Origin of the sequence: Streptomyces sp. NPDC051064 (assembly GCF_044455985.1) — a bacterium.
In the GTDB taxonomy this organism is placed as follows: Bacteria; Actinomycetota; Actinomycetes; order Streptomycetales; family Streptomycetaceae; genus Streptomyces.
On the sequence record NZ_JBITFK010000001.1, the window covers coordinates 862,090 to 888,789 of the forward strand.

General features: G+C 71.9%; 23 protein-coding genes. 11 read left to right on the forward strand and 12 right to left on the reverse strand.

The features are described from left to right. Positions 1–10: 10 nt before the first annotated feature. The 5 genes from ACIBCU_RS04145 to ACIBCU_RS04165 all read right to left on the reverse strand — a co-directional run bounded on the left by ACIBCU_RS04145 (position 11) and on the right by ACIBCU_RS04165 (position 6,898). Complete coding sequence (locus ACIBCU_RS04145) at positions 11–1,087, reverse strand: RNA polymerase sigma factor (RefSeq protein ID WP_399229094.1); 1,077 nt, start codon at positions 1,085–1,087, stop codon at positions 11–13. A gap of 177 nt (positions 1,088–1,264) precedes the next feature. Further along, complete coding sequence (dnaG, locus tag ACIBCU_RS04150) at positions 1,265–3,172, reverse strand: DNA primase (protein WP_362933109.1); 1,908 nt, start codon at positions 3,170–3,172, stop codon at positions 1,265–1,267. Between the two features lie 95 nt (positions 3,173–3,267). Beyond that, the gene (locus ACIBCU_RS04155; protein ID WP_362933106.1) at positions 3,268–4,527 is read right to left on the reverse strand and encodes an FAD-dependent oxidoreductase; all 1,260 of its coding nucleotides are present in this window, start codon (positions 4,525–4,527) and stop codon (positions 3,268–3,270) included. A 118-nt stretch (positions 4,528–4,645) separates the two neighbouring features. Beyond that, positions 4,646–5,956 (reverse strand): deoxyguanosinetriphosphate triphosphohydrolase, encoded by a 1,311-nt coding sequence (locus ACIBCU_RS04160; protein ID WP_399229097.1) that lies wholly within the window; start codon positions 5,954–5,956, stop codon positions 4,646–4,648. Positions 5,957–5,992: 36 nt separating this feature from the next. Further along, positions 5,993–6,898, reverse strand: a complete 906-nt coding sequence (locus ACIBCU_RS04165) for a sirohydrochlorin chelatase (protein WP_399229099.1) — start codon at positions 6,896–6,898, stop codon at positions 5,993–5,995. A 198-nt stretch (positions 6,899–7,096) separates the two neighbouring features. Between ACIBCU_RS04165 and ACIBCU_RS04170 the strand changes: the two genes are divergently transcribed. After that, positions 7,097–7,852, forward strand: a complete 756-nt coding sequence (locus tag ACIBCU_RS04170) for an ElyC/SanA/YdcF family protein (protein WP_362933097.1) — start codon at positions 7,097–7,099, stop codon at positions 7,850–7,852. Between the two features lie 67 nt (positions 7,853–7,919). After that, on the forward strand, positions 7,920–9,995 hold the full coding sequence (locus ACIBCU_RS04175; RefSeq protein ID WP_399229102.1) for a molybdopterin oxidoreductase family protein: 2,076 nt from the start codon (positions 7,920–7,922) through the stop codon (positions 9,993–9,995). Here the strand turns inward: ACIBCU_RS04175 and ACIBCU_RS04180 are convergent. Genes ACIBCU_RS04180 through ACIBCU_RS04190 form a run of 3 tightly spaced genes read right to left on the reverse strand, consistent with a single transcriptional unit; the run spans position 9,958 to position 11,406 of the window. Then, positions 9,958–10,437 (reverse strand): gamma-glutamylcyclotransferase family protein, encoded by a 480-nt coding sequence (locus ACIBCU_RS04180; RefSeq protein WP_362933091.1) that lies wholly within the window; start codon positions 10,435–10,437, stop codon positions 9,958–9,960. The genes ACIBCU_RS04175 and ACIBCU_RS04180 overlap by 38 nt on opposite strands. After that, on the reverse strand, positions 10,434–10,772 hold the full coding sequence (cutA, locus tag ACIBCU_RS04185; protein ID WP_399229104.1) for a divalent-cation tolerance protein CutA: 339 nt from the start codon (positions 10,770–10,772) through the stop codon (positions 10,434–10,436). The genes ACIBCU_RS04180 and cutA overlap by 4 nt, the downstream gene beginning before the upstream one ends. A gap of 55 nt (positions 10,773–10,827) precedes the next feature. Continuing rightward, the gene (locus tag ACIBCU_RS04190) at positions 10,828–11,406 is read right to left on the reverse strand and encodes an NADPH-dependent FMN reductase (RefSeq protein ID WP_399229107.1); all 579 of its coding nucleotides are present in this window, start codon (positions 11,404–11,406) and stop codon (positions 10,828–10,830) included. A 69-nt stretch (positions 11,407–11,475) separates the two neighbouring features. Here ACIBCU_RS04190 and ACIBCU_RS04195 point away from each other — a divergent pair, with 69 nt between their 5' ends. The 4 genes from ACIBCU_RS04195 (at position 11,476) to ACIBCU_RS04210 (ending at position 14,488) form a co-directional block, all read left to right on the forward strand. Then, positions 11,476–12,270, forward strand: coding sequence for an aminotransferase class IV (locus ACIBCU_RS04195; RefSeq protein ID WP_362933082.1), 795 nt, complete (start codon positions 11,476–11,478; stop codon positions 12,268–12,270). A 28-nt stretch (positions 12,271–12,298) separates the two neighbouring features. Then, complete coding sequence (locus ACIBCU_RS04200; RefSeq protein WP_362933079.1) at positions 12,299–12,775, forward strand: DUF5990 family protein; 477 nt, start codon at positions 12,299–12,301, stop codon at positions 12,773–12,775. A gap of 354 nt (positions 12,776–13,129) precedes the next feature. Next, complete coding sequence (locus tag ACIBCU_RS04205) at positions 13,130–13,813, forward strand: hypothetical protein (protein ID WP_362933076.1); 684 nt, start codon at positions 13,130–13,132, stop codon at positions 13,811–13,813. Positions 13,814–13,855: 42 nt separating this feature from the next. Next, positions 13,856–14,488 carry a class F sortase gene (locus ACIBCU_RS04210; protein WP_399229110.1) on the forward strand — a complete coding sequence of 211 codons (633 nt, stop codon included), beginning with the start codon at positions 13,856–13,858 and terminating at the stop codon, positions 14,486–14,488. Between the two features lie 97 nt (positions 14,489–14,585). Here the strand turns inward: ACIBCU_RS04210 and ACIBCU_RS04215 are convergent, their stop codons facing one another. Next, positions 14,586–15,374 (reverse strand): sulfite exporter TauE/SafE family protein, encoded by a 789-nt coding sequence (locus tag ACIBCU_RS04215; protein WP_399229112.1) that lies wholly within the window; start codon positions 15,372–15,374, stop codon positions 14,586–14,588. 147 nt (positions 15,375–15,521) lie between these two features. On the opposite strand from ACIBCU_RS04215, the gene ACIBCU_RS04220 reads away from it, so the two are divergent. The 4 genes from ACIBCU_RS04220 (at position 15,522) to ACIBCU_RS04235 (ending at position 20,987) form a co-directional block, all read left to right on the forward strand. Beyond that, positions 15,522–16,760 (forward strand): FAD-dependent oxidoreductase, encoded by a 1,239-nt coding sequence (locus tag ACIBCU_RS04220; RefSeq protein ID WP_362933067.1) that lies wholly within the window; start codon positions 15,522–15,524, stop codon positions 16,758–16,760. Then, positions 16,760–19,345 (forward strand): nitrite reductase large subunit NirB, encoded by a 2,586-nt coding sequence (gene nirB, locus ACIBCU_RS04225; RefSeq protein ID WP_399229115.1) that lies wholly within the window; start codon positions 16,760–16,762, stop codon positions 19,343–19,345. The genes ACIBCU_RS04220 and nirB overlap by 1 nt, the downstream gene beginning before the upstream one ends. Beyond that, positions 19,345–19,704, forward strand: coding sequence for a nitrite reductase small subunit NirD (nirD, locus tag ACIBCU_RS04230; protein ID WP_399229116.1), 360 nt, complete (start codon positions 19,345–19,347; stop codon positions 19,702–19,704). Before nirB ends, nirD begins: the two co-directional genes overlap by 1 nt. Before the next feature lie 116 nt (positions 19,705–19,820). Continuing rightward, on the forward strand, positions 19,821–20,987 hold the full coding sequence (locus tag ACIBCU_RS04235) for an alkaline phosphatase PhoX (RefSeq protein WP_399229118.1): 1,167 nt from the start codon (positions 19,821–19,823) through the stop codon (positions 20,985–20,987). Positions 20,988–21,045: 58 nt separating this feature from the next. On the opposite strand, the gene ACIBCU_RS04240 is transcribed toward ACIBCU_RS04235, so the two are convergent. Further along, the gene (locus ACIBCU_RS04240; RefSeq protein WP_362933055.1) at positions 21,046–21,456 is read right to left on the reverse strand and encodes a VOC family protein; all 411 of its coding nucleotides are present in this window, start codon (positions 21,454–21,456) and stop codon (positions 21,046–21,048) included. A gap of 164 nt (positions 21,457–21,620) precedes the next feature. Here ACIBCU_RS04240 and ACIBCU_RS04245 point away from each other — a divergent pair, with 164 nt between their 5' ends. After that, positions 21,621–22,205, forward strand: coding sequence for a hypothetical protein (locus tag ACIBCU_RS04245; protein ID WP_399229120.1), 585 nt, complete (start codon positions 21,621–21,623; stop codon positions 22,203–22,205). 3 nt (positions 22,206–22,208) lie between these two features. Here ACIBCU_RS04245 and ACIBCU_RS04250 read toward each other — a convergent pair whose 3' ends face one another. Both ACIBCU_RS04250 and ppdK read right to left on the reverse strand, forming a co-directional pair. Continuing rightward, the gene (locus ACIBCU_RS04250; RefSeq protein ID WP_362933050.1) at positions 22,209–23,210 is read right to left on the reverse strand and encodes a helix-turn-helix domain-containing protein; all 1,002 of its coding nucleotides are present in this window, start codon (positions 23,208–23,210) and stop codon (positions 22,209–22,211) included. A gap of 527 nt (positions 23,211–23,737) precedes the next feature. Next, on the reverse strand, positions 23,738–26,449 hold the full coding sequence (ppdK, locus tag ACIBCU_RS04255) for a pyruvate, phosphate dikinase (protein ID WP_362933047.1): 2,712 nt from the start codon (positions 26,447–26,449) through the stop codon (positions 23,738–23,740). Positions 26,450–26,700 lie beyond the last annotated feature (251 nt).

A 26,700-nucleotide genomic window follows, 5' to 3' on the forward strand; every position in this document is an offset into this window, starting at 1 on the left:
CCGGCCCCGCTCAATCGAGGTAGCCGCGCAGCTGGTCGGCGAAGGCGTGGTCCCGCAGCTTGTCGAGCGTCTTGGACTCGATCTGGCGGATGCGTTCGCGTGTCACGCCGAAGATCCGTCCGATCTCCTCGAGCGTGCGGGGCCGCCCGTCGTCGAGCCCGTAGCGGAGCTGGACGACCTTCCTCTCCCGCTCCCCGAGGGTGGAGAGCACCGCCTCCAGGTGTTCGCGCAGCAGGAGGAAGGCGGCGGACTCCACGGGTGAGGCGGCATCGCCGTCCTCGATGAGGTCGCCGAAGGCGACGTCGTCCTCCTCGCCGACGGGGGCGTGCAGGGAGACGGGTTCCTGGGCTAGGCGCAGGACCTCGCCGACGCGTTCGGGGGTCAGGTCGAGCTGGGCCGCGACCTCTTCGGCGGTGGGCTCGTAGCCGCGTTCCTGGAGCAGACGGCGCTGGACGCGGACGACCCGGTTGATCAGCTCGACGACATGCACAGGGACCCTTATGGTCCTGGCCTGGTCGGCCAGCGCGCGGGACATCGCCTGGCGGATCCACCATGTCGCGTACGTGGAGAATTTGTAGCCCCGGGCGTAGTCGAACTTCTCGACCGCCCTGATCAGTCCGAGGTTCCCCTCCTGGACCAGGTCGAGCATGGTCAGGCCCCGGCCCACATAGCGCTTGGCCACGGAGACCACGAGGCGGAGGTTGGCCTCGATGAGCCGGCGCTTCGCCATCCGCCCCATGACCACGAGCCGGTCCAGGTCGAAGGCGAGCCGGGAGTCGGGGTCGGGGGTGGAGGCGAGCCGTTCCTCGGCGAAGAGTCCCGCCTCGACACGGCGGGCGAGGTCGACCTCCTCGGCGGCGCTGAGCAGCGGTATCCGCCCGATCTCCCGTAAGTACTGGCGGAAGAGGTCGGAGGTCGGTCCGCCCGCATCCGGGCGGCTCCGCGGTTCGGAGGCCTCCGGGGGCTCCACCGGTTCCTCCAGCACCGTTCGGGGCGTGCCCGCCGTCTCCGGGTGACGTGTGACCCGGTTCTGCGCGGGAATCGCCGGGACATGCTCGGTCGTGGTCGGCACGGTCCGGGTCTGCACGGGGGCGACCTCCAGGTGATCGCTGGCGGACCGCGGGGATGGAGGTCCGCCCCGGGCGGACCGGCCGCGCTCCGACGACTCAGGAACCGTCACCCAGTGTGGGGTACGACACATCGCCGCCACGAGGGGCGTGCGGTGACTTTTTGCGTCCGGAGCGTAACGGGTTGCGCTTCCGGCTCAGAGGGCGTCGGCGCCGTGGCTCCGCAGCGACTGTGCGTACTGCTGAAGGACCCAGACCTCGTTCTGCGCGGCAGCCAGATGGTCCGGGGCGACATTGCTGCCGAGGCGGGCGAGGCTGCTCTGGACGTCGTCGATCCTGCGGTCGACGGCGCGAAGGCGGACGTTGACGAGGTGCTGGCCCGCGTACGACTCGTCGATGGTCTTGCCGTGGAAGACCTCGACCGCGAGCTCGGTGACGAGCTTGCGCACCGTGTCGTCGGGGGTCGCGTCGAGCACCTGGACCAGATACTCGCGGGTCTCGGCGACGCCCAGCTCCGCGCCGCCCGCCTCGGCGATGCACTGGCGCACGGCGGCGTAGGGCGGGGCGGTGAACTCGTCGACTCCGTAGGCGTCGAACGCCGGGGAGACCAGGGCGGGCTTCTGCAGAGCGAGCTTGAGCAGCTCGCGCTCGGTGCGGTGCGCGGGGCTTCGGAGGTTGAGCGCGGGGCCGGGCGGGGTGGCGGGGGCCTGGACCTGCTGGTGCTGCGCGTTGCCGCTACGGGAGGCCGACGCGGGTCCTCGCTGGTCTCCCCGCCCGCGGGCCCACTGGGCGAGCTGGTTGACCCGGTGGACGACGAATTCCTGGTCGAGGATGCCGACGAAGCCGGCGAGCTGGACGGCCACCTCTCGCTGCACGCTGCTCGTCTTGATCTTGGCGACGACGGGCGCGGCCTCGTCGAGCGCGGCGGCCCGGCCGGCCGGGGTCTCCAGGTCGTACCGGCCGACGATCTGGCGGAGCGCGAATTCGAAGAGCGGGGTGCGGGGCTCGACCAGGTCCCGGACGGCGTCGTCGCCCTTGGCGAGCCGCAGGTCGCACGGGTCCATGTTGTCCGGGGCGATCGCGATGTACGTCTCGGCGGCGAACTTCTGGTCGTCCTCGAAGGCGCGCAGGGCCGCCTTCTGGCCCGCGGCGTCACCGTCGAAGGTGAAGATGACCCGGGCGCTGCCGTTGTCCATCAGGAGCCGTCGGAGGATCTTGATGTGGTCGTTGCCGAACGAGGTGCCGCAGGTGGCGATGGCGGTGGTGACCCCGGCGAGGTGGCAGGCCATGACATCGGTGTAGCCCTCGACGACGACGGCGCGGCTCGCCTTGGCGATGTCCTTTTTGGCCAGGTCGATGCCGTACAGCACCTGGGACTTCTTGTAGATCGAGGTCTCGGGGGTGTTGAGGTACTTCGGGCCGTTGTCGTCGTCACGGAGCTTGCGGGCGCCGAAGCCGACGATGTCGCCCGAGGTGTCGCTGATCGGCCACATCAGCCGGCCGCGGAAGCGGTCGATGGGGCCGCGGCGGCCGTCCTGGGAGAGACCGGAGCTGATGAGCTCCTTGTCGCTGAAGCCCTTGCCGCGCAGATAGCGGGTGAGGTGGTCCCAGCCGGCGGGGCTGTAGCCGACGCCGAAGTGGGCCGCCGCGTCCTGGTCGAAGCCGCGCGCGGCGAGGAACGCCCGGCCGATCTCCGCCTCCGGGCCGTTCAGCTGCTCGCGGTAGAAGTCCGCGGCGATCTTGTGGGCCTCGACCAGGCGGATGCGCTCGCCGCGCTGGTGGGAGGGGTTGTAGCCGCCCTCCTCGTACCGCAGGGTGATGCCCGCCTGGCCGGCGAGGCGTTCGACCGTCTCGGAGAAGGTGAGGTGATCGATCTTCATCACGAAGGCGATCGTGTCGCCGCCCTCCTGGCAGCCGAAGCAGTGGAACAGGCCCTTGGCCGGACTCACCTGGAAGGAGGGGGACTTCTCGTCGTGGAAGGGGCAGAGGCCCTTGAGGTTTCCGCCGCCCGCGTTGCGCAGCTGAAGGTACTCGGACACGACGGCGTCGATCGGGACCGCGTCCCGGACCGCCTTCACGTCGTCGTCATTGATCCTGCCTGCCACGCGTGAAGTCTACGGGCGGGGCCGGGCATCCGGGACCGGCGGCGGCGGGGGCACGCCCCCGGGCGCCGCCCCGCCCCGGATGTCCGGGCCACCGGTCAGAGCAGGGATTCCAGGGGCACCGAGGGGTCGCCCAGGGTGTCCGGGTCGACCGGCCGGGCGGCCTTGATCAGCTTCTGGATGCTTTCGGTGACGTCCCACACATTGACGTTCATCCCGGCGAGAACCCTGCGGTCCTTCAGCCAGAAGGCGATGAACTCGCGCTTGCCGGCGTCGCCCCGGATGACGACCTGGTCGTACGAACCGGGCGGGGCCCAGCCGGAGTACTCCAGGCCGAGGTCGTACTGGTCGGAGAAGAAGTACGGCACCCGGTCGTACGACACGTCCTGGCCGAGCATGGACTTCGCGGCAGCCGGTCCGCTGTTCAGGGCGTTCGCCCAGTGCTCCACGCGCAGCCGGCCGCCGAGGAGCGGATGGTCCACGGACGCGATGTCCCCGGCGGCGTAGATGTGCGGGTCGGACGTACGCAGCGAGGCGTCGACGACGACACCGCCGCCCTCGGCCCGGCCCGCCATGTCGAGCCCTGCGGCCTCGGCGAGCGAGGTGCGCGGGGCTGCGCCGATCGCGGCGAGCACGTCGTGGGCGGGGTGCTCCTCGCCGTCGTCGGTACGGGCCGCGAGGACCAGGCCGTCCTGTCCGGTGATCTCGGTGAGGCGGGCGCCGAAGTGGAAACGGACGCCGTGCTCCGCGTGCAGCTCGGTGAAGATCTGGCCGACCTCCGGGCCGACGACGTGGTGCAGCGGGGTCGGCGAGGGGGCGACGACGGTGACCTCCGCGCCGTAGCCGCGGGCCGCCGCGGCGACCTCCAGGCCGATCCAGCCGGCTCCGGCGATCACCAGGTGGCCGTTGTCGCGGCCGAGGGCGGCGAGGACGTTGCGCAGCCGGTCGGAGTGGGCGAGACGCCGCAGGTGGTGGACGCCGACGAGGTCGGTGCCCGGGATGTCGAGACGGCGGGGCTCCGCGCCCGTGGCGAGCAGCAGCTTGTCGTAGTGGACGACCGTGTTGTCGCCGAGCTGCACGGAGCGGCCGGCCCGGTCGATGGAGGTGACCACCTGGCCGAGGTGGAGCTCGATGTCGGCACCCGCGTACCAGGCGGTCCTGTGGACGAACACGGAGTCCCGCTCGTCCTTCCCCAGCAGGTACCCCTTGGACAGGGGCGGTCGCTCGTACGGGTGGTCGCGCTCGTCGCCGATGAGGATCACCCGGCCGCTGAAGCCCTCCGCCCGGAGTGTCTCGGCCGCCTTCGCTCCGGCGAGCCCTCCGCCGATGATGACGAACGTCCGATGTGCGTCGACCACTTGCTGCCTCCTCGGTACTGTGCTGCGCGGCGCCGCCACCTGCGAGCGTCCCGCACGCAGCGTGATGGCGAAAGAGGGTGTGCCCCGATCAGGTCACCGCCGCTGGCATGTGGCCCGGTCATGGTCCAGTCTGCCCAACACCCGTGAGGCTCCCGTGGAGGGATCGTGCGGAGGCGTCCGTCAGCGCGGCGATCTGGTCGACGAGGACCCTCTTGCGGGCCCGGTCGTCGGCGGCCGACGCGTACAGCACACGGAACTGCGGTTCGAGTCCTTCGGGCGCGCGGGCGGTGAGCGCGGCGGCGAGCTCGGCGATGACGATCCGCTGATCGGCGCGGATGACCTCCTGCTCGGCGCGCTGCATGACGTAACGGTCCGCGACGGCCTTGAGCACGGCGCACTCGTTGCGCACCTCGCGCGGGACGATCAGCTCGGCGCCGTACCTGCCGATCCGGCCGGGTCCGTAGGCGGAATGGGTCGCGGCCTCGGCTGCGAGACAGAACCTGCCGATGAGCTGGCTCGTCGCGTCCTTCAGCCGGGCCTGGGCCACCGCCGTGCCGTCGTAGCCGTGCGGCCACCACTCCTGGGCGGTGAGCCGGTCGAGGGCGTCGGCGAGCTCCTGGGGGTCGGTGCCCGCCGGGACGTACCGTCCGATGGCGACGCCCCAGATCTCCGCGCGCTCCGGCTCGGAGAAGAGGCAGCCGGGGTCGACGTGCCCGGCGTGCAGCCCGTCCTCGAAGTCGTGCACCGAGTAGGCGACGTCGTCGGACCAGTCCATGACCTGGGCCTCGAAGCATCTGCCGTCCTGAGGCGCGCCCTCGCGGATCCAGGCGAAGATCGGCAGGTCGTCCTCGTACACCCCGAATTTCGGCGAGTCGGGGTCGGTGGGGTGCGCGCCCCGGGGCCAGGGGTACTTCGTGGCGGCGTCCAGGGCGGCACGGGTCAGATTGAGCCCGACGCTGACGAGCTCCCCGCTGCGGGGATCGCGGACGAAACGCTTGGGTTCCAGGCGGGTCAGCAGGCGCAGCGACTGCGCGTTGCCCTCGAAGCCTCCGCAGTCCGACGCGAAGTCGTTGAGCGCCTGTTCGCCGTTGTGCCCGAAGGGCGGGTGGCCCATGTCGTGGGAGAGGCAGGCCGCCTCCACGAGGTCGGGGTCGCAGCCGAGCGCGGCTCCGAGCTCCCGGCCGACCTGGGCGCACTCCAGGGAGTGGGTGAGCCGGGTGCGGGGGCTGGCGTCCCAGGACAGGCCGCGGGTGCCCGGCGTGACGACCTGGGTCTTGCCGGCGAGCCTGCGCAGGGCGGCGGAGTGGAGCACCCGGGCGCGGTCGCGCTGGAAGGCCGTACGTCCGGGCCGTTTGTCGGGCTCGGTGTCCCAGCGCTCGGTGTCAGCGGTGCCGTAGGGCGTGTCCCTGGGGTCGTGCGTACCGTCCATGTTCCCGAGATTAGACCGGCGGGCTGACAGGAACGGTCAGGCGGTGGCGAGCAGGTACGGGTGTGCCAGGGGTGCGTGGGCGGACGCGGTGCCGCTGAGGGTCTGGTCGTAGCGGTGCAGCAGGAGGCGCGCCATGGCGGGGTGCGCGCCCAGCGGGGCGGCGGCGACGCCCGGGGCGGCGGCGGCCGAGACGGTCGCGAAGCGGCCGGGGGCCGTGAAGTAGGAGGCGAGGGCCACCCGGTGGCGGCCGCGGGCGGCGAGTGCGCGCAGGGCGGTGGACACGTCGGGGGTGGCCGCCGAGGCGTAGGCGGGCACGACGGGCACCCCGCCGAGGCGGTCGCTGAGCATGGCGGCGGTGCGGCGCGCGTCGACGTCCGAGTCGGGGTCGCGCGATCCGGCGGCGGCGAGCACGACGGCGGCGTCGCGGCTCGTGCCGTCCTCGTCCCGCCAGCCTGCCTCGGCCAGTCGCTCGTACAGGGCCTCGACGAGCAGCGGGTGCGGTCCGAGCGGGGCTGCCACCCGGGTCCGGAGGTGGCCCGCGGCCGCCGCGGCGAGGGGCAGGTCGTGCCGGACGTGGTGGCCGCGGCCGAGCAGCAGGGGCACGAGCACGGCGTCACCCCGCCCGATGCCGTCCAGTGTGTCCGGCAGCAGGGGCTCGTTCAGCTCGATGTGGCCGAGCCGGACGTCGAGGGCGGGCCGCAGCTCCCGTACCCGGTCCAGGAGCTCCAGGACGGTGCGCAGGGCCTGCGGGTCCCGGCTGCCGTGCGCGACGGCGACCAGGGTCGGGGCGGATCTCCGGATGCGGTGCATAGGCCTGCGGGTTCCGTTCGGGGAGACGAGGCTGAGCTGGGTTCCGAGCTGGGCGGTGATACGGGTGAGGAGTTGCGCCGTGCTGTCGAGGGGCAGGGGCTCACGAGGCTGTTCCGGTGCCGTCTCCGTCATGCACCGATGGTGCCGGGCGGACGTTGCCGGGCCGTTTCGCACCGGTGACGGGTGTTTGCCTCTGGCTCACAGGGTGGGGGCCCTGGGTGTCAGTGCGTGTTCACACCGGAGCGTGAATTCGCATCGGCCGCGAACCTTTCGTCCTCGTCGTTCGTCCTTTTCCTGAGGGACTCAGGTACGAGCGCGGGGGGCGCGGGCATGCGGCTGAGGACACCGGGAGGGCTCCGCCATGTGGGGCGCGTGGCGCTGGGAGGGCTCACGGCCGCGCGGCCGCGGCTGCCGCGGACCCGGCGGGGGCAGCGGCGGCTGGTGCAGGCGCTGATGTTCGTCTGCGCGGTGGCGCTGGCGCCCGCGGCCTGGCTGCACACCACGGCGGAAGCCCGGGTGCGGACGACGGCCGACGCCCCGGCGCGGGAGGTCGCCGTGGTGTTCGGGGCGGGGCTGCGGGAGGGCAGGCCCTCGCCGTATCTCGCGCACCGGCTGGACACCGCCGCCGAGCTGTACAGGGCGGGCAAGGTCCGGGCCCTGCTGGTCACCGGGGACAACAGCCGCGTGGAGTACGACGAACCGGACGCCATGCGCACGTACCTCACGGCGCGCGGGGTGCCCGACGGCCGGATCGTCAGCGACTACGCGGGCTTCGACACATGGGACTCCTGCGTCCGGGCCAAGAAGATATTCGGGGTCGACCGGGCCGTCCTGGTGAGCCAGGGCTTCCACATACGGCGGGCGATCGCCCTGTGCCGCTCGGCCGGGATCGACGCGTACGGGGTGGGAGCCGACGACGTACACGATGTCACCTGGTACTACGGCGGGACGCGGGAGGTGTTCGCGGCGGGCAAGGCGCTCCTGGACGTGGTGTTCGAGCCGGACCCGCACTTCCTGGGGCCGCGGGAGCCGGGGGTGGAGGAGGCGCTCGCGGGTGACCTCACGGCGGCGGGCGGGGCGGGCTGAGGTGTGCGTACCGGGGGCGTAACCGGACGCACCGGCACTCGTAATACCCGCCTCGCACGCTGGGTGTATGGCCCGCACCGAGACGTCCACCCACTGCCCGTACTGCGCGCTCCAGTGCGGCATGAAGCTGCGACCGGTCACCGACGGCGGGGTGGTCGAGGTCGTGGAGCGTACGGAATTCCCCGTCAACCGGGGAGCCCTGTGCGGCAAGGGGCGCACGGCTCCCGCCGTGCTCGCCGCGGGGGTGCGGCTGACGGGGCCCCTCGTGCGCGGCGAGAGCGGTGAGCTGGCGCCGGCGAGCTGGGACGAGGCGCTGGAGAGGATCGCGGACGGGCTGCGCGGGACGCGCGCGGAGCACGGCGCGGACGCCGTGGGCGTCTTCGGCGGGGGCGGTCTCACCAACGAGAAGGCGTACGCCCTGGGGAAGTTCGCCCGGGTGGTGCTCGGCACCTCGCAGATCGACTACAACGGCCGCTTCTGCATGTCCTCGGCGGCCGCCGCGCACCAGCGGGCCTTCGGTCTCGACCGTGGGCTGCCGTTTCCGCTGGAGGACATCCCCCGGACCGGGTGCGTGATCCTTGTCGGCTCGAATCTCGCGGAGACGATGCCGCCCGCGCTGCGCTATCTGACCGAGCTGCGGGAGAACGGCGGCCGGCTGATCGTCATCGATCCGCGCCGGACCCGGACCGCCGAGCACGCGGATCTCCACCTGGCGCCCCGGCCGGGCACCGACCTCGCCCTCGCGCTGGGCATGCTGCATCTGGTCGTGGCGGACGGCCGGGTGGACGAGGAGTTCGTCCGCACCCGGACGAGCGGCTGGGACGAGGCCAGGGCGGGCGCCATGGCGCACTGGCCGGAGCTGGTGGAGCGCCTCACCGGGGTGCCGGTGCCGCAGCTGCGCGAGGCCGTGGAGATGTTCTGCGGGGCGGAGAGCGGAATGGTGCTCACCGCACGGGGTCCCGAGCAGCAGTCGAAGGGGACGGACACGGTCGGCGCGTGGATCAACTTCTGCCTGGCCACCGGCCGGGCGGGCCGCCCGCTGTCCGGGTACGGCTGTCTGACCGGCCAGGGCAACGGGCAGGGCGGCCGGGAGCACGGCCAGAAGGCCGACCAGCTGCCCGGCTACCGCAAGCTCACCGATCCGGCCGCTCGGCGCCATGTGGCCGGGGTCTGGGGCGTCGACCCCGATGCGCTGCCGGGGCCGGGGCGCAGTGCGTACGAGCTGCTGGACGCCCTGGGGCGGGATGTGCGGTCGCTGCTGGTCATGGGGTCCAACCCGGTCGTGTCGGCGCCGCACGCGGGGCACATCGAGGAGCGGCTGAAGTCGCTGGACTTCCTGGCGGTCGCGGATGTGGTGCTGTCGGAGACGGCGGCGCTGGCCGATGTGGTGCTGCCGGTGACGCAGTGGGCGGAGGAGAGCGGGACGACGACCAGCCTGGAGGGCCGGGTGCTGCTGCGGCAGCGCGCGGTCACCCCGCCGGAGGGGGTGCGCAGCGATCTGGAGGTGCTGAACGCGCTGGCCGGCCTCCTGGGGCACGGAAAGGGCTTCCCGGCCGATCCGGAGGAGGTCTTCGACGAGCTGCGGAGGGCCTCGGCGGGCGGTCCCGCCGACTACGCGGGCATCACCTACGCCCGGATCGCGTCGGAGGACGGGGTGTTCTGGCCGTGCCCGGACGAGGAGCACGCCGGGACGCCGAGGCTGTTCCTGGAGCGGTTCGCCACGGACGACGGCCGGGCCCGGTTCGTCCCCGTCACGCACCGGGCCGCCGCGGAGGAGACGGACGCGGAGTACCCGGTGGTGCTGACCACCGGGCGGGTCGTGTCCCAGTACCAGTCGGGGGCGCAGACCCGCCGGGTGGCCGAGCTGAACGCAGCCGCCCCCGGGCCTTTCGTGGAGCTGCATCCCCGGCTCGCCGAGCGGATCGGGGTGGCCGAGGGCGAGGACGTCGCGGTCACCTCGCGGCGGGGGCGGGCGGTGGCACCGGCGCGGATCACCGTGGCGATCCGGCAGGACACCGTGTTCATGCCGTTCCACTGGCCGGGCGCGGGCCGGGCCAACTCCTTGACGAACCCGGCGCTGGACCCGGTGTCGCGCATGCCGGAGTTCAAGGTGTGCGCCGTGCGGGTGGAAGCGGCCGGCTGAGCCAGTCGCCGCCCGGTACGGGTGTGCCGCCGGTGCGCAGGGAGCGGGCGACGGCTGTGGCGGCGAGGTACACCCAAGCGCGCACGGGCTCGGCGGAACCGGGCTCGGCGGATCCGGGCGCGTCCGGCAGCGGCGCGGGGACGGCCCGGCGGACCACCCGCTCGTACAGATTGCGCGGGTGGTCCGGCCCCAGGTACTGCTCCAGGTCGTCCAGGAGCCCGAGCAGTTCCGCGTACGCCCCGGGCGCGGCGGTGACCAGCGCGCCGTGGACGGTGCCGTGGCCCTCGATCGCGTACGGATAGCCCGGGCCCTCGTAGAGGAGGGCGCCCGGCAGCACGGCCGGCCGTTCCCCACGGGTACGCCCCCGGAGGAACCGGTCGTGGTTGGGCTCCCCCGGGAGCAGCGTGCCGTATACGAAGAAGGGCAGCGGGACGCCGGTCACAGCGTCGCGTCGGGCGCCGTCTCCGCGGACACCCAGGCGAGGTAGCGGTCGCTGCCGCGCACGACGGGCGTCGCGATGATCTCGGGCGTCCCGTAGCCGTGGACCGCGACGAGGTGGGCCTCCAGCTCGTCGTAACGCCTGGCCGCCGTCTTGAACAGCACCTGCCATTCCTGGGCGGTCTCGACGGCGTCCTGCCACCGGTAGACGGAGGTGACGGGCCCCGAGATCTGGGCGCAGGCGGCGAGCCGTGCGTCCACCGCGCCCCGGGCCAGGGCGTGGGCCTTCTCCTCGCTGTCCGTCGTGGTCAGTACGGTCAGCCATGCGGGCTCGGTCATCCCGGGTCTCCTCGTTCTCGGCGTCCGTGCCCTTCGATTGTCGGCGCTCGCGGGGTCAGCCCGCGTACGGGTGCCGGATCCTGGCCTCGCGCAGGGCGCGGCCCCACCAGACCAGCTGGTCGAGCATCCTCTTGGCCGCCCCGTCGACCTGGGCCGGGTCCTTGTGCACGCCCCGGTCGTCGAAGAGCGCGCCCGCGTGGTGGAAGGAGACGGTGTCGCGGATGGAGACGGCGTGCAGTTCGGCGAAGACCTGGCGGAGGTGTTCGACGGCCCGCAGGCCGCCGGAGATTCCGCCGTACGACACGAACGCGACGGGCTTGGCCTGCCATTCGGCGAAGTGCCGGTCGATGAGGTTCTTCAGCGGGGCCGGGTAGGAGTGGTTGTACTCGGGGGTCAGTACGACGAAGGCGTCGGCGTGTGCCAGCCGGGGGGCCACCTCGGCGGCCCCGGTGGCAGGCGGTTCGGTCTCGGCGACATCGATCAGCTCGGTCTCGATGTCCGGGTGGCCGGCCGCCCGCCCGAGGAACCATTCGGCGACGACGGGCCCGAAGCGGCCCTCGCGGTTGCTGCCGAGGATGACGGCGACCTTCAGCGGGGCGTCGGACGGAGTGGGAACAGCTGTGTCGAGGTCCATGCACCGCAGACTCACACCTCGACCACGATTGAGGTCAAGCGCCGTGGTGCGACACCTACGCTGGAGGCCATGACGATCTTCGCACCGGACCTCTACGTCGAGTTCGACGGCCGCCCCGCCACCGGGGACGATCTGCGGATCCCGGCCTTCGCGAGCTACGGCCACTTCACCGCGATGCAGGTCAGGGGCCGCACCGTACGAGGCCTCGCACTGCATCTGGACCGGCTGGACTCCGCGAACCGGGAACTGTTCGGCCTGCCCCTGGACGGGGAGCGCGTGCGTGAACTGATCGGGCACGCGCTCGACGGCGCCGGGGCACGGGAAGCGTCGGTCCGGGTCCACGCCTTCATGCCACCGGACAGCGCGGCGACGGTGCCGATGGTGACGGTGCGGGAGCCCGCCCGTGCGGACGGCGCACCGCAGAGCCTGATGTCGGTCCCGTTCGCGCGCTCGCTGCCGCACATCAAGCGCCCCGGCGAGTTCTGCCAGATCTATTACGGGCAGCAGGCACGGCGGGCGGGGTTCGACGAGGCGCTGCTGACCTCGCCCGGCGGCATGGTGACCGAGGGATCGATCACCAACATCGGTTTCTGGGACGGCACTTCGGTCGTCTGGCCGGACGCCCCGGCGCTGACCGGCATCACCATGTCGCTGCTGGAGAGCGGACTCGCACGGACGGACCGGCCCTCGGTGCGGCGCGGAGTGACGCTGGACGGGCTGGACGCGTACCGGGCGGCGTTCGTCACGAACTCGCAGGGCATCGCGCCGGTCCACCGGATCGACGACACAGCATTCACCGTCGACGAGGACCTGATGAAGCTGCTCGGTCAGGTGTACGAGGCCACCCCTCGCGACGCCGTCTGACCACCCGGGCATGCGGGAGCATGGGGCCATGCAGATCCATATCGAAGCATCGGAACTCCCGGGCCGCACCTGCGGCCCCGACACCGACTTCGCCGGTTTCGACAACATCCACGTCGGCGTGCAGCGCAAGGACCGGCCGGGCGAACTGCTCGGCCTGCACCCGGGCGACGCGGCTCACGCCTCCTGGACGCTGGACTGCACCGCCGTATCCACCGCGGAGGGCGTCGAGGTGTCGGGGCCGTACGTGCAGAACCGGCTGGGAGGGCGCTTCGTCTACCTGTCCTGGGGCACCGTGGACGACTCCGGCCTCTTCACGATGTTCCGCCGCGCCAAGCTGATGATGGGCGACATCGGCCCGGAGGTCCTGGAGGCGGCCTCGCGGACGGGGCATCTCACCGCGCGGCTGCGCCTGACCGACGGCAGGGGGCAGCCGCGGTGCGCCCGCGTTCGCCCTCCGGACATCGAGTGGTCCGCGACGGACGGGAACGGCCCTCGGGGGAGCTGAACCGCGGAGGGGAAGGAGACCGCCCTCACCGGTCCCGGGGGGGGCGGGCCGGTGAGGGCGGTTGCCGTGGGGTCGGCGGGGGGCTGCCGTCCCGTGGGGGGGTAGAGACCGTTTGCCCGGCCGACGGAGGCTCATTCGTGTGTTCTGCATCACACTCAGCTGAGGGCGGGCTCACCCGGTCGGCACAGGCGGGGTGATCGGCCTCCGTCACCGCCGCGACCTGCGCGGGTCCGGTCGGACGGGCGCGCTCCCCGGGTCCGTACGGGTGAAAGCTGACCACGCGTCAGCATGCGGCCGGGGGGCGGGGCCACTTACCTCGGAGGCAGGACACATCCGTCTGCCCGGAGGATTTCCATGCGCAGCCCTGCCCGTCTCGTGACCGGTACCGCCGCCGCGGCCCTCACCGCCGCCGCGCTCGGCCTCGCCATCCCGTCCGCGCACGCGGACAGCCTCGGCAGACCGGAGCTCACCGCGGCGACGGCCGCGCCCGGCGCGGCGGACTGCGCCGCCGAGGAGGGCTCGGCCGACGTGGACGCGGCCGCCTTCTGCGAGAGCGGCGGGGCGGCCGATGAGCTGGGGGCGCTCGAAGACCTGGAGGCCGGGGATCCCGGTCCGGCCGACGGTCCGGATCCGCTCGCGGGCCTGGAGACGGCCGAGGATCCGGCAGCGGTGCCGGGGTCCTCCTGGCCGGAGACGGAGACCGAGGAGGAGAGCGGCACAGGGACCGGGGACGAGGCCGGAACGCTCCAGCGGCCCGGGACGGGCGCGGGGACTGCACCCGGAACGGGAAACCGCCCCGAACCCGTGCCCCCGCACGCGACCGACCCGGGATCCGCCGAACCGCCCGTGCCGCCGGGGCACAGGCCCACGACCTCGCCCAGCCCCAGCCGGCCTTCCGGCCATGTCGGGACGGGTGTCGGCGGCAGCGCCGCCCCCGACACCGCCCAGCTCGCCGCGGGCGCCGGCCTCGTCGGAGCCGCGGCCATCAGCGGTCTCCTGCTCGTGCGCCGCCGCCGCGCCGACGGCCCGCGTCACTGAGGACGGCACGCGTCACCGAGGACGACCGGCGAAGGACGAGACGTGGACAGGACGGCACTGAGAGCGAGGGTCTGGCTGGCGGGCGTCGCCGCACTGTGCGGCATATGGCTGGTCCACAACGGCGCGGTCATCCGCACCGTCGCCCCCCAGCCGTCCACCGCCGAGGCCTTCGCGGCCGGCCCCGAACCGCGCCCGGGCACCCGGGTCGCCGATCCGCTGCGCCCCTCCGAACCGGTCAGGATCCGTATCCCCGGCATCGGTGTGGACGCACCCATGACGGGTCTCGGGCTGACCGCGGACGGCAGCCTCGACGCACCGCCCGCCGGGAACCGCAACCTCGCGGGCTGGTTCGAGGGCGGCACACCGCCCGGCGCCAAGGGCACCGCGATAGTGGCCGGGCATGTCGACAACGCCGAGGGGCCGTCCGTGTTCTACGGCCTGGGGTCCCTGAAGAAGGGGTCCGGGGTCGAGATCGACCGCGGGGACGGCAGCACCGCCGTCTTCTCGGTCGACGCGGTCGAGGTGTACGAGAACGACGAGTTCCCGGACAGGCGCGTCTACGGCGACACTCCGCACGCCTCGCTGCGACTGATCACCTGCGGCGGCGGCTTCACCCGCGAGACGGGATACCAGGGCAACGTGGTGGCGTACGCCCACCTCACCAAGGTGCGCTGAGGGCTCACCGGCCGAGGCGGAGGCGCGTCGATCCGACCGCCCACCGGCCGACGCGCGTCGATCCGACCGCTCCCCGGCCCCGGCCCGACCGCTCCGGTCAGGCCGTCCACTGGTCGAAGCCGAGCTTGGCGACCAGCGAGAACACCACGACCAGCAGCACCCCGCGGACGAAGTCGCTGCCCTTCCTGAGCGCCATCCGCGCCCCGAGCATCCCGCCCGCCAGATTGAATACGGCCATCAGCGCGGCCAGCTGCCACAGGACGGTGCCCTGGTAGGCGAACATCGCCAGCGCCCCGCCGTTGGTGCAGACGTTCACGATCTTCGCGGTCGCGGAGGCGGTGACCAGGTCGAGGTGGAGCACCGCGGTCAGCGCCAGCACCAGGAAGGTGCCCGTGCCCGGCCCGAAGAGCCCGTCGTAGAAGCCGATGCCTCCGCCCACCAGCACGATCGCGGTGACCGTACGGGCCCGGGTGACCTTCTTCCCCGTGTCACCGGCCGCCGCCGTGCCGAAGGACGGGCGCAGCATCACGAAGGCCGCGACGGCGAGCAGCACCACCATGATCACCGGACGCAGGACGTCACTGCTGATGCCCGCCGCGAAGAAGGCACCTGTCATCGATCCCACGAGCGCCATGAGCCCGATCCGCACGGCGGCGCCCACCCGCACCGGCGCCTTGAGTACGTAGGTCACGGCGGCGCCCGAGGTGCCGACGATGGCGACGGCCTTGTTGGTGCCGAGTACGTGTGCGGCGGGGACGTGCGGGAGGCCCAGCAGCAGTGCGGGCAGGAGGAGCAGCCCGCCGCCGCCCACCACCGCGTCGATCCATCCGGCCACCGCCGCGGCCAGGCAGAGCAGGACGAGGGTGGTCAGCGTCATCTCGGGCATGTCCGCGACCTTAGGCAAGCGATAGGTGCCCAGTCCAACCAGTTGCCCGGCCCTCACAGAGGGCCTCTTCGCGTGCTGAGCGCAAGGTTCCTCCCGGGAAACAGGAGGGATGCGGTCGGGTAACACCCGCCGCGCACTCTCATCTACATGAGGACACAGACGGAGAACGCGGCACGGGTGGTGGTGATCGGCGCCGGGATGGCGGGCGCGCGGCTCGCCGCCCGGGTCCCCGGTGTCACCGTCATCGGCGAGGAGGCGCACGCACCGTACAACAGGGTGCTGCTGGCCGAGGTGCTCGCCGGCCGGTACGAGCCGGACGTCATCTCGCTGCCGCCCGCCGAGGTGCGGCGCGGGGTGCGGGTCGTGCGGATCGACCGGGCGGACCGGCTGGTGCAATGCGACGACGGCAGTGTCGTCGGGTACGAGCGCCTGGTGCTGGCCACCGGCTCCAACCCGGTGCTGCCGCCGCTGCGGGGCCTCGGCCACACGCTGCCGGACGGGGTGCACCCGTTCCGCACCCTCGACGACTGCCTGGCCCTGCGCGCCGCGGTACGCCCCGGAGTGCGCGCCGTCGTCATCGGCGGCGGGCTCCTCGGGGTGTCGGCCGCCCGCGCTCTCGCCGAGTGCGGCGCCCAGGTGGTGCTGGCCCAGCAGGGCGAGCACCTCATGGAGCGGCAGCTGGACGCCGAGGCGGCCGGGATGCTGCGCCGCCACCTGGAGGGCCTCGGCGTCGAGGTGCACACCGAATGCCGGGTGCGCGGACTGCGCTGCACCGACGGGGACACCCCGGCGGTGCGGGCCGTGGAGATGGCCGACGGCTACGAGCTGGAGGCCGAGATCACGGTGCTGGCCTGCGGGGTCCGCCCCAGGGCGGGTCTGGCGCAGGCGGCCGGCCTGGAGGTCCGCAAGGGCATCGTCGTGGACGACGAGCTGCGCACCTCGGACCCGTACATCCACGCCGTGGGCGACTGCGCCGAACACGCCGGGACGGTCTACGGGCTGGCGGGCGCAGCGCTCGAACAAGCCGACGTCCTGGCCGAGGTGCTGGCGGGCCGCCCCGCCCGCTACGGGGGCACCAGGGCCCTGACCAGGCTCACCCTGCGCTCCCCCGCCGCGACCCCCGTCACCGCCGGGGCCGCCGGCGGGCTCGACCTGGCCGCCTTCGGCGACTCCCGCCCGATGCCCGGCGACGACGTGATCCGGCTGGCCGACGCCACCCGGGGCGCGTACCGCACGGTCGTCGTCCGGGGCGACCGGCTGGCGGGCGGGGTGCTGTTCGGCGATCTCGCCGCGGTCGGCACCCTCGCCCGGACCTGGCAGGACGACGACGCCCTCCCCGCCGACATGTCCCTGCTCCACCTGCTCACCAACGACGGAGGCTTCTGATGCCGGTGTCCACTCCCCCGACCGCCCCCACCGCGGGCGTGCCGACGATCGTGGTCGTCGGGCACGGCATGGTCGGACAGCGGTTCCTGGAAGCGCTCGCCGACCGTGGCCTGACCGCCGCCGCGGGCACCGCCAGGGTCGTCGTGCTCTGCGAGGAGCCCCGCCCCGCGTACGACCGGGTGCAGCTGACCTCGTACTTCTCCGGGAAGACGCCGGAGGACCTCTCGCTCGTCGAGCCGGACTTCATGGCGCGCCACGGCATCGAGCTGCGCGTCGGTGACCCGGCGGAGAGTGTCGACCGTGAGGCGCGCACCGTCACCGCGCGCTCCGGGGAGACCTTCTCCTACGACACTCTGGTGCTGGCCACCGGCTCGTACCCCTTCGTGCCGCCCGTCCCCGGCAAGGACGCCGAGGGCTGTTTCGTCTACCGCACCATCGAGGACCTCCTCGCGATCGAGGAGTACGCGAAGAACGCGAGGACCGGCGCGGTCGTCGGCGGCGGGCTGCTCGGCCTGGAGGCCGCCGGCGCGCTGAAGGGGCTCGGACTCGACACGCACGTCGTGGAGTTCGCCCCCCGGCTGATGCCCGTCCAGGTCGACGAGGGTGGTGGCGCGGCGCTGCTGCGCACCATCGAGAACATGGGACTCTCCGTCCACACGGGTGTCGGCACCCAGGAGGTCACGGCAGGCGAGGACGGCCGGGTCAACGGCATGGCGCTGTCGGACGGCTCCTCCCTGGAGACCGACCTCGTCGTCTTCTCCGCCGGCGTACGCCCCCGGGACCAGCTCGCCCGCGACTGCGGTCTGGCGGTCGGCCCGCGCGGCGGCATCATCGTCGACGAGGAGTGCCGCACCTCGGACAGCGCCGTCTTCGCGATCGGCGAGTGCGCGCTGGCCTCGGACGGCCGGGTCTACGGGCTGGTGGCGCCGGGTTACGAGATGGCGCTGGCGGTCGCCGAGGTGATCGCGGGCAACGCCGCCTCCTTCACCGGCGCCGACCTCTCCACGAAGCTGAAGCTGCTCGGTGTGGACGTCGCCTCCTTCGGTGACGCGCACGGCGCGGCCGAGGGCTGCCTCGACGTCGTGTACGCGGACTCCCGCTCGGGCGTCTACAAGAAGCTGGTGATCGGCCAGGACGGCACACTGCTCGGCGGTGTCCTGGTCGGTGACGCGGACCAGTACGGCACGCTGCGGCCGATGACCGGCACGGTCCTGCCCGTCGCCCCGGAGCAGCTGGTGCTGCCGGCCGGCGCGGGCGGCCCGGTCACCCTCGGCCCGTCCTCGCTGCCCGACGAGGCCGTGATCTGCTCCTGCCACAACGTCACCAAGGGCGCGATCTGCGAGCACACCACGCTGCCCGAGGTGAAGAAGTGCACCAAGGCCGGTACCGGCTGCGGGAGTTGCGTCAAGGTCATCGGGCAGCTGCTGCCGCAGCCCGAGGACCAGGGGCTGTGCAGCTGCTTCGCGTACACCCGCAGCGAGCTGTACGAGATCGTCCGCACCCTCGGTGTCACGACGTACGCGGACCTGCTGGACTCGCACGGCCGTGAGGCGGCCCGGGGCGGGGACGGCTGCGAGGTCTGCAAGCCGACGGTCGGCTCGATCATCGCCTCGCTGGCCCCGACGGTCGGTGCGAGCGGCTACGTCCTGGACGGCGAGCAGGCGGCCCTCCAGGACACCAACGACCACTTCCTGGCCAACCTCCAGCGCAACGGCTCGTACTCCATCGTGCCGCGCATCCCCGGCGGTGAGATCACCCCGGAGAAGCTGATCGTGATCGGTGAGGTGGCCCGCGACTTCGGCCTCTACACGAAGATCACGGGAGGTCAGCGCATCGACCTCTTCGGTGCCCGCGTGGACCAGCTGCCGCTGATCTGGACGCGTCTGGTGGACGCGGGCTTCGAGTCCGGGCACGCGTACGGGAAGTCGCTGCGCACGGTCAAGTCCTGTGTGGGACAGACCTGGTGCCGCTACGGCGTGCAGGACTCGGTGAAGATGGCCATCGACCTGGAGCTGCGCTACCGGGGTCTGCGCTCCCCGCACAAGCTGAAGTCGGCGGTGTCGGGATGCGCCCGCGAGTGCGCGGAGGCGCGCGGCAAGGACTTCGGGATCATCGCCACGGCGCAGGGATGGAACCTCTACGTCGGCGGCAACGGCGGCGCGACACCGCGCCACGCCGACCTGCTCGCCCAGGACCTCTCCGACGCCGAACTCGTCCGGCTCATCGACCGGTTCCTCATGTTCTACATCCGCACGGCGGACCGGCTGGAGCGCACCTCGACCTGGCTGGACAGGATCGAGGGCGGCCTGGACCACGTCCGTGACGTCGTCGTCCACGACTCGCTGGGGATCTGCGACGAGCTGGAGCGGCTGATGAGGGACCACGTCGCCGGCTACCGCGACGAGTGGGCCGAGACCATCAACGACCCGGAGCGGCTGCGGCGCTTCGTCACCTTCGTGAACGCCCCCGACGCCCCCGACCCCTCGGTCAAGTTCGTCCCGGAGCGCGACCAGGTCAAGCCCGACCTGGACATCCTCGCGGGCCCGGTGCTCGCCATCCGTACTCTTGAAGGGACCTCTTCCTGATGACGACCCAGACGATGGAAACGGCGCAGGACACCCGGTCGATCCGGCTCGCGGACGGGGACAGCTGGCTCACGGTCTGCGACCGTTCGCTGCTGACCCCGGGGCGCGGTGTGGCGGCGCTCCTCCCGGACGGCCGGCAGGTAGCCCTGTTCGTGGACCGGGCGGGGCGGGCCTACGCGATCGACAACCGTGACCCGTTCACCGGTGCGTACGTCCTCTCCCGGGGCCTGATCGGCTCCGTGGAGGGCCGCCCGTTCGTCGCGTCGCCGCTGCTGAAGCAGCGCTTCGACCTGGAGACGGGCTCCTGCCTGGACGACGACGAGGTCACGGTGCCGGTCTTCGCGGTCCGTGCGGACTGACTCCGGTCCGTTCACCCTCAGTTGACGCTCCGTCAACTCCGCGCCTCTACTGTCCTGACGTTCGACCCGCCGGGCCGACCGGACCGGCGGGCCAGCACGTCACCCGTGGAGTGATCGTGGAACGTCGGACCTTCTTGCGCACAGCCGTGATCGGCAGCTCGGCGGCTGCCTTCGGCGGCACCCTGTGGCGGGGTGCCGCCTTCGCGGACCCGGCCCAGCCCGCCACCGGCCCCTACGGTGCGCTGCAGGCCGCCAACAGCAACGGCATCCTGCTGCCGAGCGGCTTCACCAGCAGGATCATCGCCCGCTCGGGGCAGACCGTCCCGGGCACCTCGTACGCCTGGCACAGCGCCCCGGACGGCGGTGCCACCTTCACCGACGGCAGCGGCTGGATCTACGTCTCCAACGCGGAGGTGTCCGCGAGCAGCGGCGGCGGGGCGAGCGCGGTGCGCTTCGACTCCTCGGGAACCGTCACCTCGGCGTACCGGATCCTCTCCGGTACGAACACCAACTGCGCGGGCGGCCGGACCCCGTGGAACACCTGGCTCTCCTGCGAGGAGGTGACCCGCGGATTCGTGTACGAGACCGACCCGTGGGGCGTGAACGCCGCCGTGCAGCGCCCCGCGATGGGCCGGTTCAAGCACGAGGCCGCGGCTGCGGACCCCGACCACGGCTACGTCTATCTGACCGAGGACGAGACGGACGGCCGCTTCTACCGCTTCCGCCCCACCACCTGGGGCAACCTGGCGGGCGGCACCCTCCAGGTGCTGGTGGCGGGGACCGGCACCAGCGGCCCGGTGACCTGGACGACCGTTCCCGACCCTGACGGTTCGCCCACCCAGACCCGCTACCAGATCTCCGGCGCCAAAGTCTTCAACGGCGGCGAGGGCTGCTTCTACGCGGCGGGCACCTGCTGGTTCACCACCAAGGGCGACAACCGGGTGTGGGCGTACGACGCGAACACCTCGTCCCTCTCGCTCGCCTACGACGACTCGCTCGTCACGGGCGGCGGAGCCCCGCTGACCGGCGTCGACAACGTCACCCGCGCCGCCTCGGGCGACCTGTACGTCGCCGAGGACGGCGGGAACATGGAGATCTGCCTGATCACTCCTGACGACACCGTCGCCCCGTTCCTGCGGATCAGCGGCCAGTCGGGTTCGGAGATCACCGGTCCGGCCTTCTCCCCGGACGGCCGGCGGCTCTACTTCTCCTCGCAGCGCGGCACCAGCGGGAGCTCGTCCGGCGGTATCACCTACGAGGTGACGGGGCCGTTCCGCTCCTGATCCGCCCCGTACGGCAGCGGTCGCGGCGCCGGCTCAGCGACCGCTGCCCGACCAGGGTTCAGGCCTGTCCCTCGACCGCCGCCGGGTCCATCCAGACGACCTCCCAGATGTGGCCGTCCGGGTCCTGGAACGAGCGGCCGTACATGAAGCCCATGTCCTGGGTCTCGTTGGCGGGCGAGCCTCCCGCGGCGAGCGCGGCGTCGGCCATCTCGTCGACCTTCTCGCGGCTCTCCGCGCTCAGGGCGAGGAGGACCTCGGTCGTTCTCGACGCGTCGGCGATCTCCTTCTTGGTGAAGTCCTTGAAGCGCGGCTCGCTGATCAGCATGGCGAAGATCGTGTCGCTGATGACCAGACAGGCCGTCGAGTCGTCGCTGAACTGCGGGTTGAAGCCGAAGCCGAGCTTCCCGAAGAAGTTCTTGGTCGTCCCGAGGTCCTTGACCGGCAGGTTCACGAAGATCATCTGAGGCATGGTTCCCAACTCTTCCGTCCGGCACCCTGGGTGCTCCCGCGCTCTCCGTACGAGCGCTTACGAGAGGTAGACGACGGCAGCGCCGAGAACTCATCGCTCCGGGCGCAAAAGTTCTCCGCGCGCCGTGGAGCCGCGCCCCGTGGACGCATCTAGCGTCCCGGACCATGAGCGGACCGACGGGCAGAAGAATCACCGAGAAGCTGTCGGACGACGCCCTGCGCGGGGCCACCGGCCGGGACTGGGCGGGCTGGTTCGCCGTACTCGACGCCTGGGACGCCACCCGGCGCAGCCACGCGGAGATCGCCGCGTTCCTCGGCACCGAACACAGGATGGGCGGCTGGTACGCCCAGTCGGTCGCGGTCGGGTACGAGCAGTCACGCGGTCTGCGCCAGGTCGGGCAGTCCTCCGCCGGCGACTGGAACACCTCGGGCAGCCGGACGCTCACGGCCGCTCCGGAGCGCGTGCTGGACGCCTTCACCGCCCCGGAGACCCGTGAGCGCTGGCTGCCCGGCGTGGAGCTCTCCGTGCGCAGCCTGCGCCCGGGCAAGTCGCTGAGCGCAGGATTCCGCGACGCGTCCGGGGACGCCGGGCGGCTCACGCTGTGGCTCCAGGAACTGCCGGACGGCCGTACGCGCCTCGGTGTGGGCCACGAGAAGTTGGCGGACGCGGAGGCGGTCGCCCGGTACAAGGCGTTCTGGAAGGAACGCCTGGCCGCGCTGAAGGCCCTCCTGGAGGACGGGCCCCGCTGACGGTCAGGGCACGGCGAGCGGGGCTCCGCCCCTGAGCAGGGCGGAGCCCAGCGGGGTGAGGGTGTGCAGGACCGAGCTGCCGTGGCGCAGGGTGCGGACCAGCCCGGCCTCGCGCAGCACACAGGCGTGCTGGCTCGCCGAGGCCAGGGAGACCCCGGTCCTGCGGGCCAGTTCGCTCGTCGTGCAGCCGTTGCCTATGGACCGGAGGACCGCCGAGCGGGTGTGACCCACGAGCCGGCCGAGCCAGGGGCCGGGTTCGGCGTAGGACGGGGCGCCGGGGTGGGTGACCGGATAGACGAGGACCGGCGGGAGGCACGGGTCGCGGTAGACGACGGGGGCGCCCCGGCAGAAGTACGACGGCTGGAGGAGCAGGCCCCGCCCGTCGAGGCGCAGTTCCCGGTCGACGGGGTAGTCCGCCTCCAGCACGGGGGCCCGCCAGCGGATCATCGGCGGCAGGGTGGCCAGGAGCTCGTCCGCGCCGCCGTCCAGCAGGGCACGGCCCCGGACGGCGCGGTCGGCCTCGACGCTCGCCCGGATGTGCGGCCAGTACGGCTCGACCGCGGCGCGGTGATAGGCGCGCAGGGTGGAGATGAGCCGCCCCAGCGGTTCCGTACGCCCTTCGGCCAGCGCCTCCGAGAGGGCGCCGCCGGACGGCCGTCGCGCGTGGGGGGCGTTCCCCGCCAGCAGTCCGAGTTCCTCCCGGATGCGGTCCGCGGGCGTGTCGCGCAGGGCCTCCATTCCGGCGTCGAGCCCGAATGGCTCGGCGCCCGGCCCGGAAGGCGTCAGGAAGTCGGGGAAATAGCCCCGCGGCGGAACGACCGCGGACAGCAGACGTGCTTCACCATTCAACCGGGTACGGGATTCCTTCCGCCATTTCCCGAACACCGTGGAACCCCGGCGGTCTCTCAGCCGGTGAAAACTGAGAATGGTCTCCCACATCGCGTCCGGCCTCGTGGCCATCCGCACACGCGAAAGGTCCACCCCGGACACATGGATACGCAGCACCGATCCCCCACCTGTTGCACCCGCAATTGCCCCCATCGAATCGTATGCACAGCGTCACAGGAGGTCACCACGGGGTTTCGGCCACAGTTGAAACGTCTCGCCCGTATCCCCGCCAGCCGAAAGGCTGTACGGCGTCGGGTACGCATCCGGCGTCACCGAAAGAGCGGGTGAGGGCCGTGGGGGGCTTCGCCTGTTCGGCGGCGGTGAGCGACGGTGCGGCTCCGTACCCGGCAGGGGTAAGCGGGTGCGGCCCGGGGGTGGGGATCCCCGGGCCGCATCCAGGCCGTGCGTCCCCGATTTGCGCACCGAACCGTGAAAAGCCAAGCACTTCTCATGGTTCGCCGTTCAAGTGGTTCTTCGCCAATTGGTTCGGCATTCATCGGTTCGCCGTTCAATTGACGAAGCGGCGGCACCCCCGCACAGGGTGCCGCCGCTTCCGGGAAATCCGGTTTCCGCCGTGGGACCGGTGAGGGTCCTGGTCCGCCCGCGGTATCCGGAGTCGTGGCGGTCGCTGGGGCCGCCGGGCCTCAGCGGCTGTCGCTGCCCCGCGGCCCTGCGGCGGCCCGGCCCGCTTCCAGCCGGGCCACCGGGATGCGGAAGGGCGAGCAGGAGACGTAGTCCAGGCCCACCTCGTGGAAGAAGTGCACCGACTCAGGGTCCCCGCCGTGCTCACCGCAGATGCCGAGCTTGAGGTCCGGACGGGTGGCCCGGCCCGCTTCCACGGCGCTGCGCACGAGGGAGCCGACGCCGTCCTTGTCGATCGTCTCGAACGGCGAGACCCCGAAGATGCCCTTCTCCAGGTACGCGGTGAAGAACGAGGCCTCCACGTCGTCGCGGGAGAAGCCCCACACCGTCTGGGTGAGGTCGTTCGTGCCGAAGGAGAAGAACTCGGCGGCCTCGGCGATCTGACCGGCGGTCAGCGCGGCGCGCGGCAGCTCGATCATGGTGCCGATGCTCAGCCTCAGCTCCGTGCCGGTGGCGGCCTCGACCTCCGCGATGACGCCGTCGGCCTCCTCGCGGACGATCTCCAGCTCCTGGACCGTGCCGACGAGCGGGATCATGATCTCCGCACGCGGGTCACCCTTCGCGTTCTTGCGCTCCGCCGCCGCCTCCGCGATCGCACGGACCTGCATCGCGAACAGCCCCGGGATGACCAGGCCGAGACGGACACCGCGCAGGCCCAGCATCGGGTTCTGCTCGTGCAGCTTGTGCACGGCCTGCAGGAGACGCAGGTCGTTCTCGTTGGCGTCCTTGCGGGACTCGGCGAGCGCGACCCGCACGGAGAGCTCCGTGATGTCGGGCAGGAACTCGTGCAGCGGCGGGTCGAGCAGCCGTACGGTGACGGGCAGCCCGTCCATCGACTCGAACAGCTCGATGAAGTCGGCCTTCTGGAGCGGCAGCAGCGCGGCCAGCGCGGCCTCGCGCTCGTCGTCGGTGTCCGCGAGGATCAGCTTCTCGACCATCTCGCGGCGCTCACCGAGGAACATGTGCTCGGTGCGGCACAGGCCGATGCCCTGGGCGCCGAAGCGACGGGCCCGCGAGGCGTCCTCGGCGTTGTCCGCGTTCGCCCGTACACGCAGCCGGCGCACCCGGTCGGCGTACGCCATGATCCGGTGCACGGCGGCGACGAGCTCGTCGGCGTCGTCGGCGCCCGCGTGCATACGGCCCTCGAAGTACTCGACGACCGGGGAGGGTACGACCGGTACCTCGCCGAGGTACACCTTGCCGGTGGAACCGTCGACGGAGACGAGGTCGCCCTCCTCCACGACGGTGTCCCCGACCGTGAGCCGGCGGCGCTTGGTGTCGACCTCGATCTCCTCGGCACCGCAGACACAGGTCTTGCCCATGCCGCGGGCGACGACGGCGGCGTGCGAGGTCTTGCCGCCGCGCGAGGTCAGGATGCCCTCGGCGGCGATCATGCCGTCGAGGTCGTCGGGGTTGGTCTCCCGGCGGATCAGGATGACCTTCTCGCCCGACCGCGACCACTTGACCGCGGTGTAGGAGTCGAAGACGGCCTTGCCGACGGCCGCGCCCGGCGACGCGGCGATCCCGCGCCCCAGCAGGACGGTCCTGGCCGCGTCGTCGAAGCGGGGGAACATCAGCTGCGCGAGCTGGGCGCCGTTGACCCGCTGCAGCGCCTCGGCCTCGTCGATGAGGCCCTGGTCGACGAGCTGGGTGGCGATGCGGAAGGCGGCACCGGCGGTGCGCTTGCCGACCCGCGTCTGGAGCATCCAGAGCTGACCGCGCTCGATGGTGAACTCGATGTCGCAGAGATCCTTGTAGTGGGTCTCCAGCGTCTCCATGATCTTCATCAGCTGGTCGTACGACGTCTTGTCGATGGACTCCAGGTCGGCGAGCGCCACCGTGTTGCGGATACCCGCGACGACGTCCTCGCCCTGCGCGTTCTGGAGGTAGTCGCCGTAGACGCCCTGGTGGCCGCTGGCCGGGTCACGGGTGAAGGCGACCCCCGTACCGGAGTCGGGGCCGAGGTTGCCGAAGACCATCGAACAGATGTTGACGGCCGTGCCGAGGTCGCCGGGGATGCGCTCCTGGCGGCGGTAGAGCTTGGCCCGGTCGGTGTTCCACGAGTCGAAGACCGCCTTTATGGCCAGGTCCATCTGATCGCGCGGGTCCTGCGGGAAGTCGCGTCCCGCGTCCCGGGTGACGATCTTCTTGAACTCCTTGACCAGCTTCTTGAGGTCGGCCGCGTCCAGGTCCACGTCGACGGTGACGCCCTTGGCCTCCTTCGCGGCCTCCAGCGCCTCCTCGAAGAGATCGCCGTCGACCCCGAGCACGGTCTTGCCGAACATCTGGATGAGGCGGCGGTACGAGTCCCAGGCGAAGCGCTCGTCGCCGGCCTGGGCGGCGAGGCCCACGACCGAGGCGTCGGAGAGGCCGATGTTGAGGACCGTGTCCATCATGCCGGGCATCGAGAACTTCGCGCCGGACCGGACGGAGACCAGCAGCGGGTCGTCGGCCTGGCCGAGGTTCTTGCCCATCCGCTTCTCGAGCGCTTCGAGGTGCGCACTGACCTCGTCGCGCAGCTCGGCCGGCTCGTCACCGCTGTCGAGGTAGACCTTGCAGGCCTCGGTGGTGATGGTGAAGCCCGGAGGGACGGGCAGCCCGAGGTTGGTCATCTCGGCGAGGTTGGCACCCTTGCCGCCAAGAAGATCTTTCAGCTCCTTGTTGCCCTCGGTGAAGTCGTAGACGAACTTCTGGGGATCTTTGTGTTCCGACACGGGTCTCGACTCCTCGAGGACGCGGTGGCTGCCCTGACGGCGAGGAACATACCCAGATCGAAGGTGTCTGGGTACGGCCACTTGCGCGTCATGAGGGCTCAACCACCCGTCCGCCAGCAGATCGAAAGTAACGCGCCGGTACACGACGACGGGAGCATCCGTTCACCTCTTGAAGTCATCAACACGATGAGTGTGCGAACCGATCCGATTTGATGACACAGAGTAGGGGATGCTTTGATCGATCAAAGTAA

Coding starts and splice junctions, on each gene's coding strand:
- ACIBCU_RS04160 (WP_399229097.1), bottom strand. CDS start 5,956: ATGGACGGTACGCACGACCCCAGGGACACGCCCTACGGCACCGCTGAC.
- ACIBCU_RS04165 (WP_399229099.1), bottom strand. CDS start 6,898: ATGACGGAGACGGCACCGGAACAGCCTCGTGAGCCCCTGCCCCTCGAC.
- ACIBCU_RS04170 (WP_362933097.1), top strand. CDS start 7,097: ATGCGGCTGAGGACACCGGGAGGGCTCCGCCATGTGGGGCGCGTGGCG.
- ACIBCU_RS04175 (WP_399229102.1), top strand. CDS start 7,920: ATGGCCCGCACCGAGACGTCCACCCACTGCCCGTACTGCGCGCTCCAG.
- cutA (WP_399229104.1), bottom strand. CDS start 10,772: ATGACCGAGCCCGCATGGCTGACCGTACTGACCACGACGGACAGCGAG.
- ACIBCU_RS04190 (WP_399229107.1), bottom strand. CDS start 11,406: ATGGACCTCGACACAGCTGTTCCCACTCCGTCCGACGCCCCGCTGAAG.
- ACIBCU_RS04195 (WP_362933082.1), top strand. CDS start 11,476: ATGACGATCTTCGCACCGGACCTCTACGTCGAGTTCGACGGCCGCCCC.
- ACIBCU_RS04200 (WP_362933079.1), top strand. CDS start 12,299: ATGCAGATCCATATCGAAGCATCGGAACTCCCGGGCCGCACCTGCGGC.
- ACIBCU_RS04205 (WP_362933076.1), top strand. CDS start 13,130: ATGCGCAGCCCTGCCCGTCTCGTGACCGGTACCGCCGCCGCGGCCCTC.
- ACIBCU_RS04215 (WP_399229112.1), bottom strand. CDS start 15,374: ATGCCCGAGATGACGCTGACCACCCTCGTCCTGCTCTGCCTGGCCGCG.
- ACIBCU_RS04220 (WP_362933067.1), top strand. CDS start 15,522: ATGAGGACACAGACGGAGAACGCGGCACGGGTGGTGGTGATCGGCGCC.
- nirB (WP_399229115.1), top strand. CDS start 16,760: ATGCCGGTGTCCACTCCCCCGACCGCCCCCACCGCGGGCGTGCCGACG.
- nirD (WP_399229116.1), top strand. CDS start 19,345: ATGACGACCCAGACGATGGAAACGGCGCAGGACACCCGGTCGATCCGG.
- ACIBCU_RS04240 (WP_362933055.1), bottom strand. CDS start 21,456: ATGCCTCAGATGATCTTCGTGAACCTGCCGGTCAAGGACCTCGGGACG.
- ACIBCU_RS04245 (WP_399229120.1), top strand. CDS start 21,621: ATGAGCGGACCGACGGGCAGAAGAATCACCGAGAAGCTGTCGGACGAC.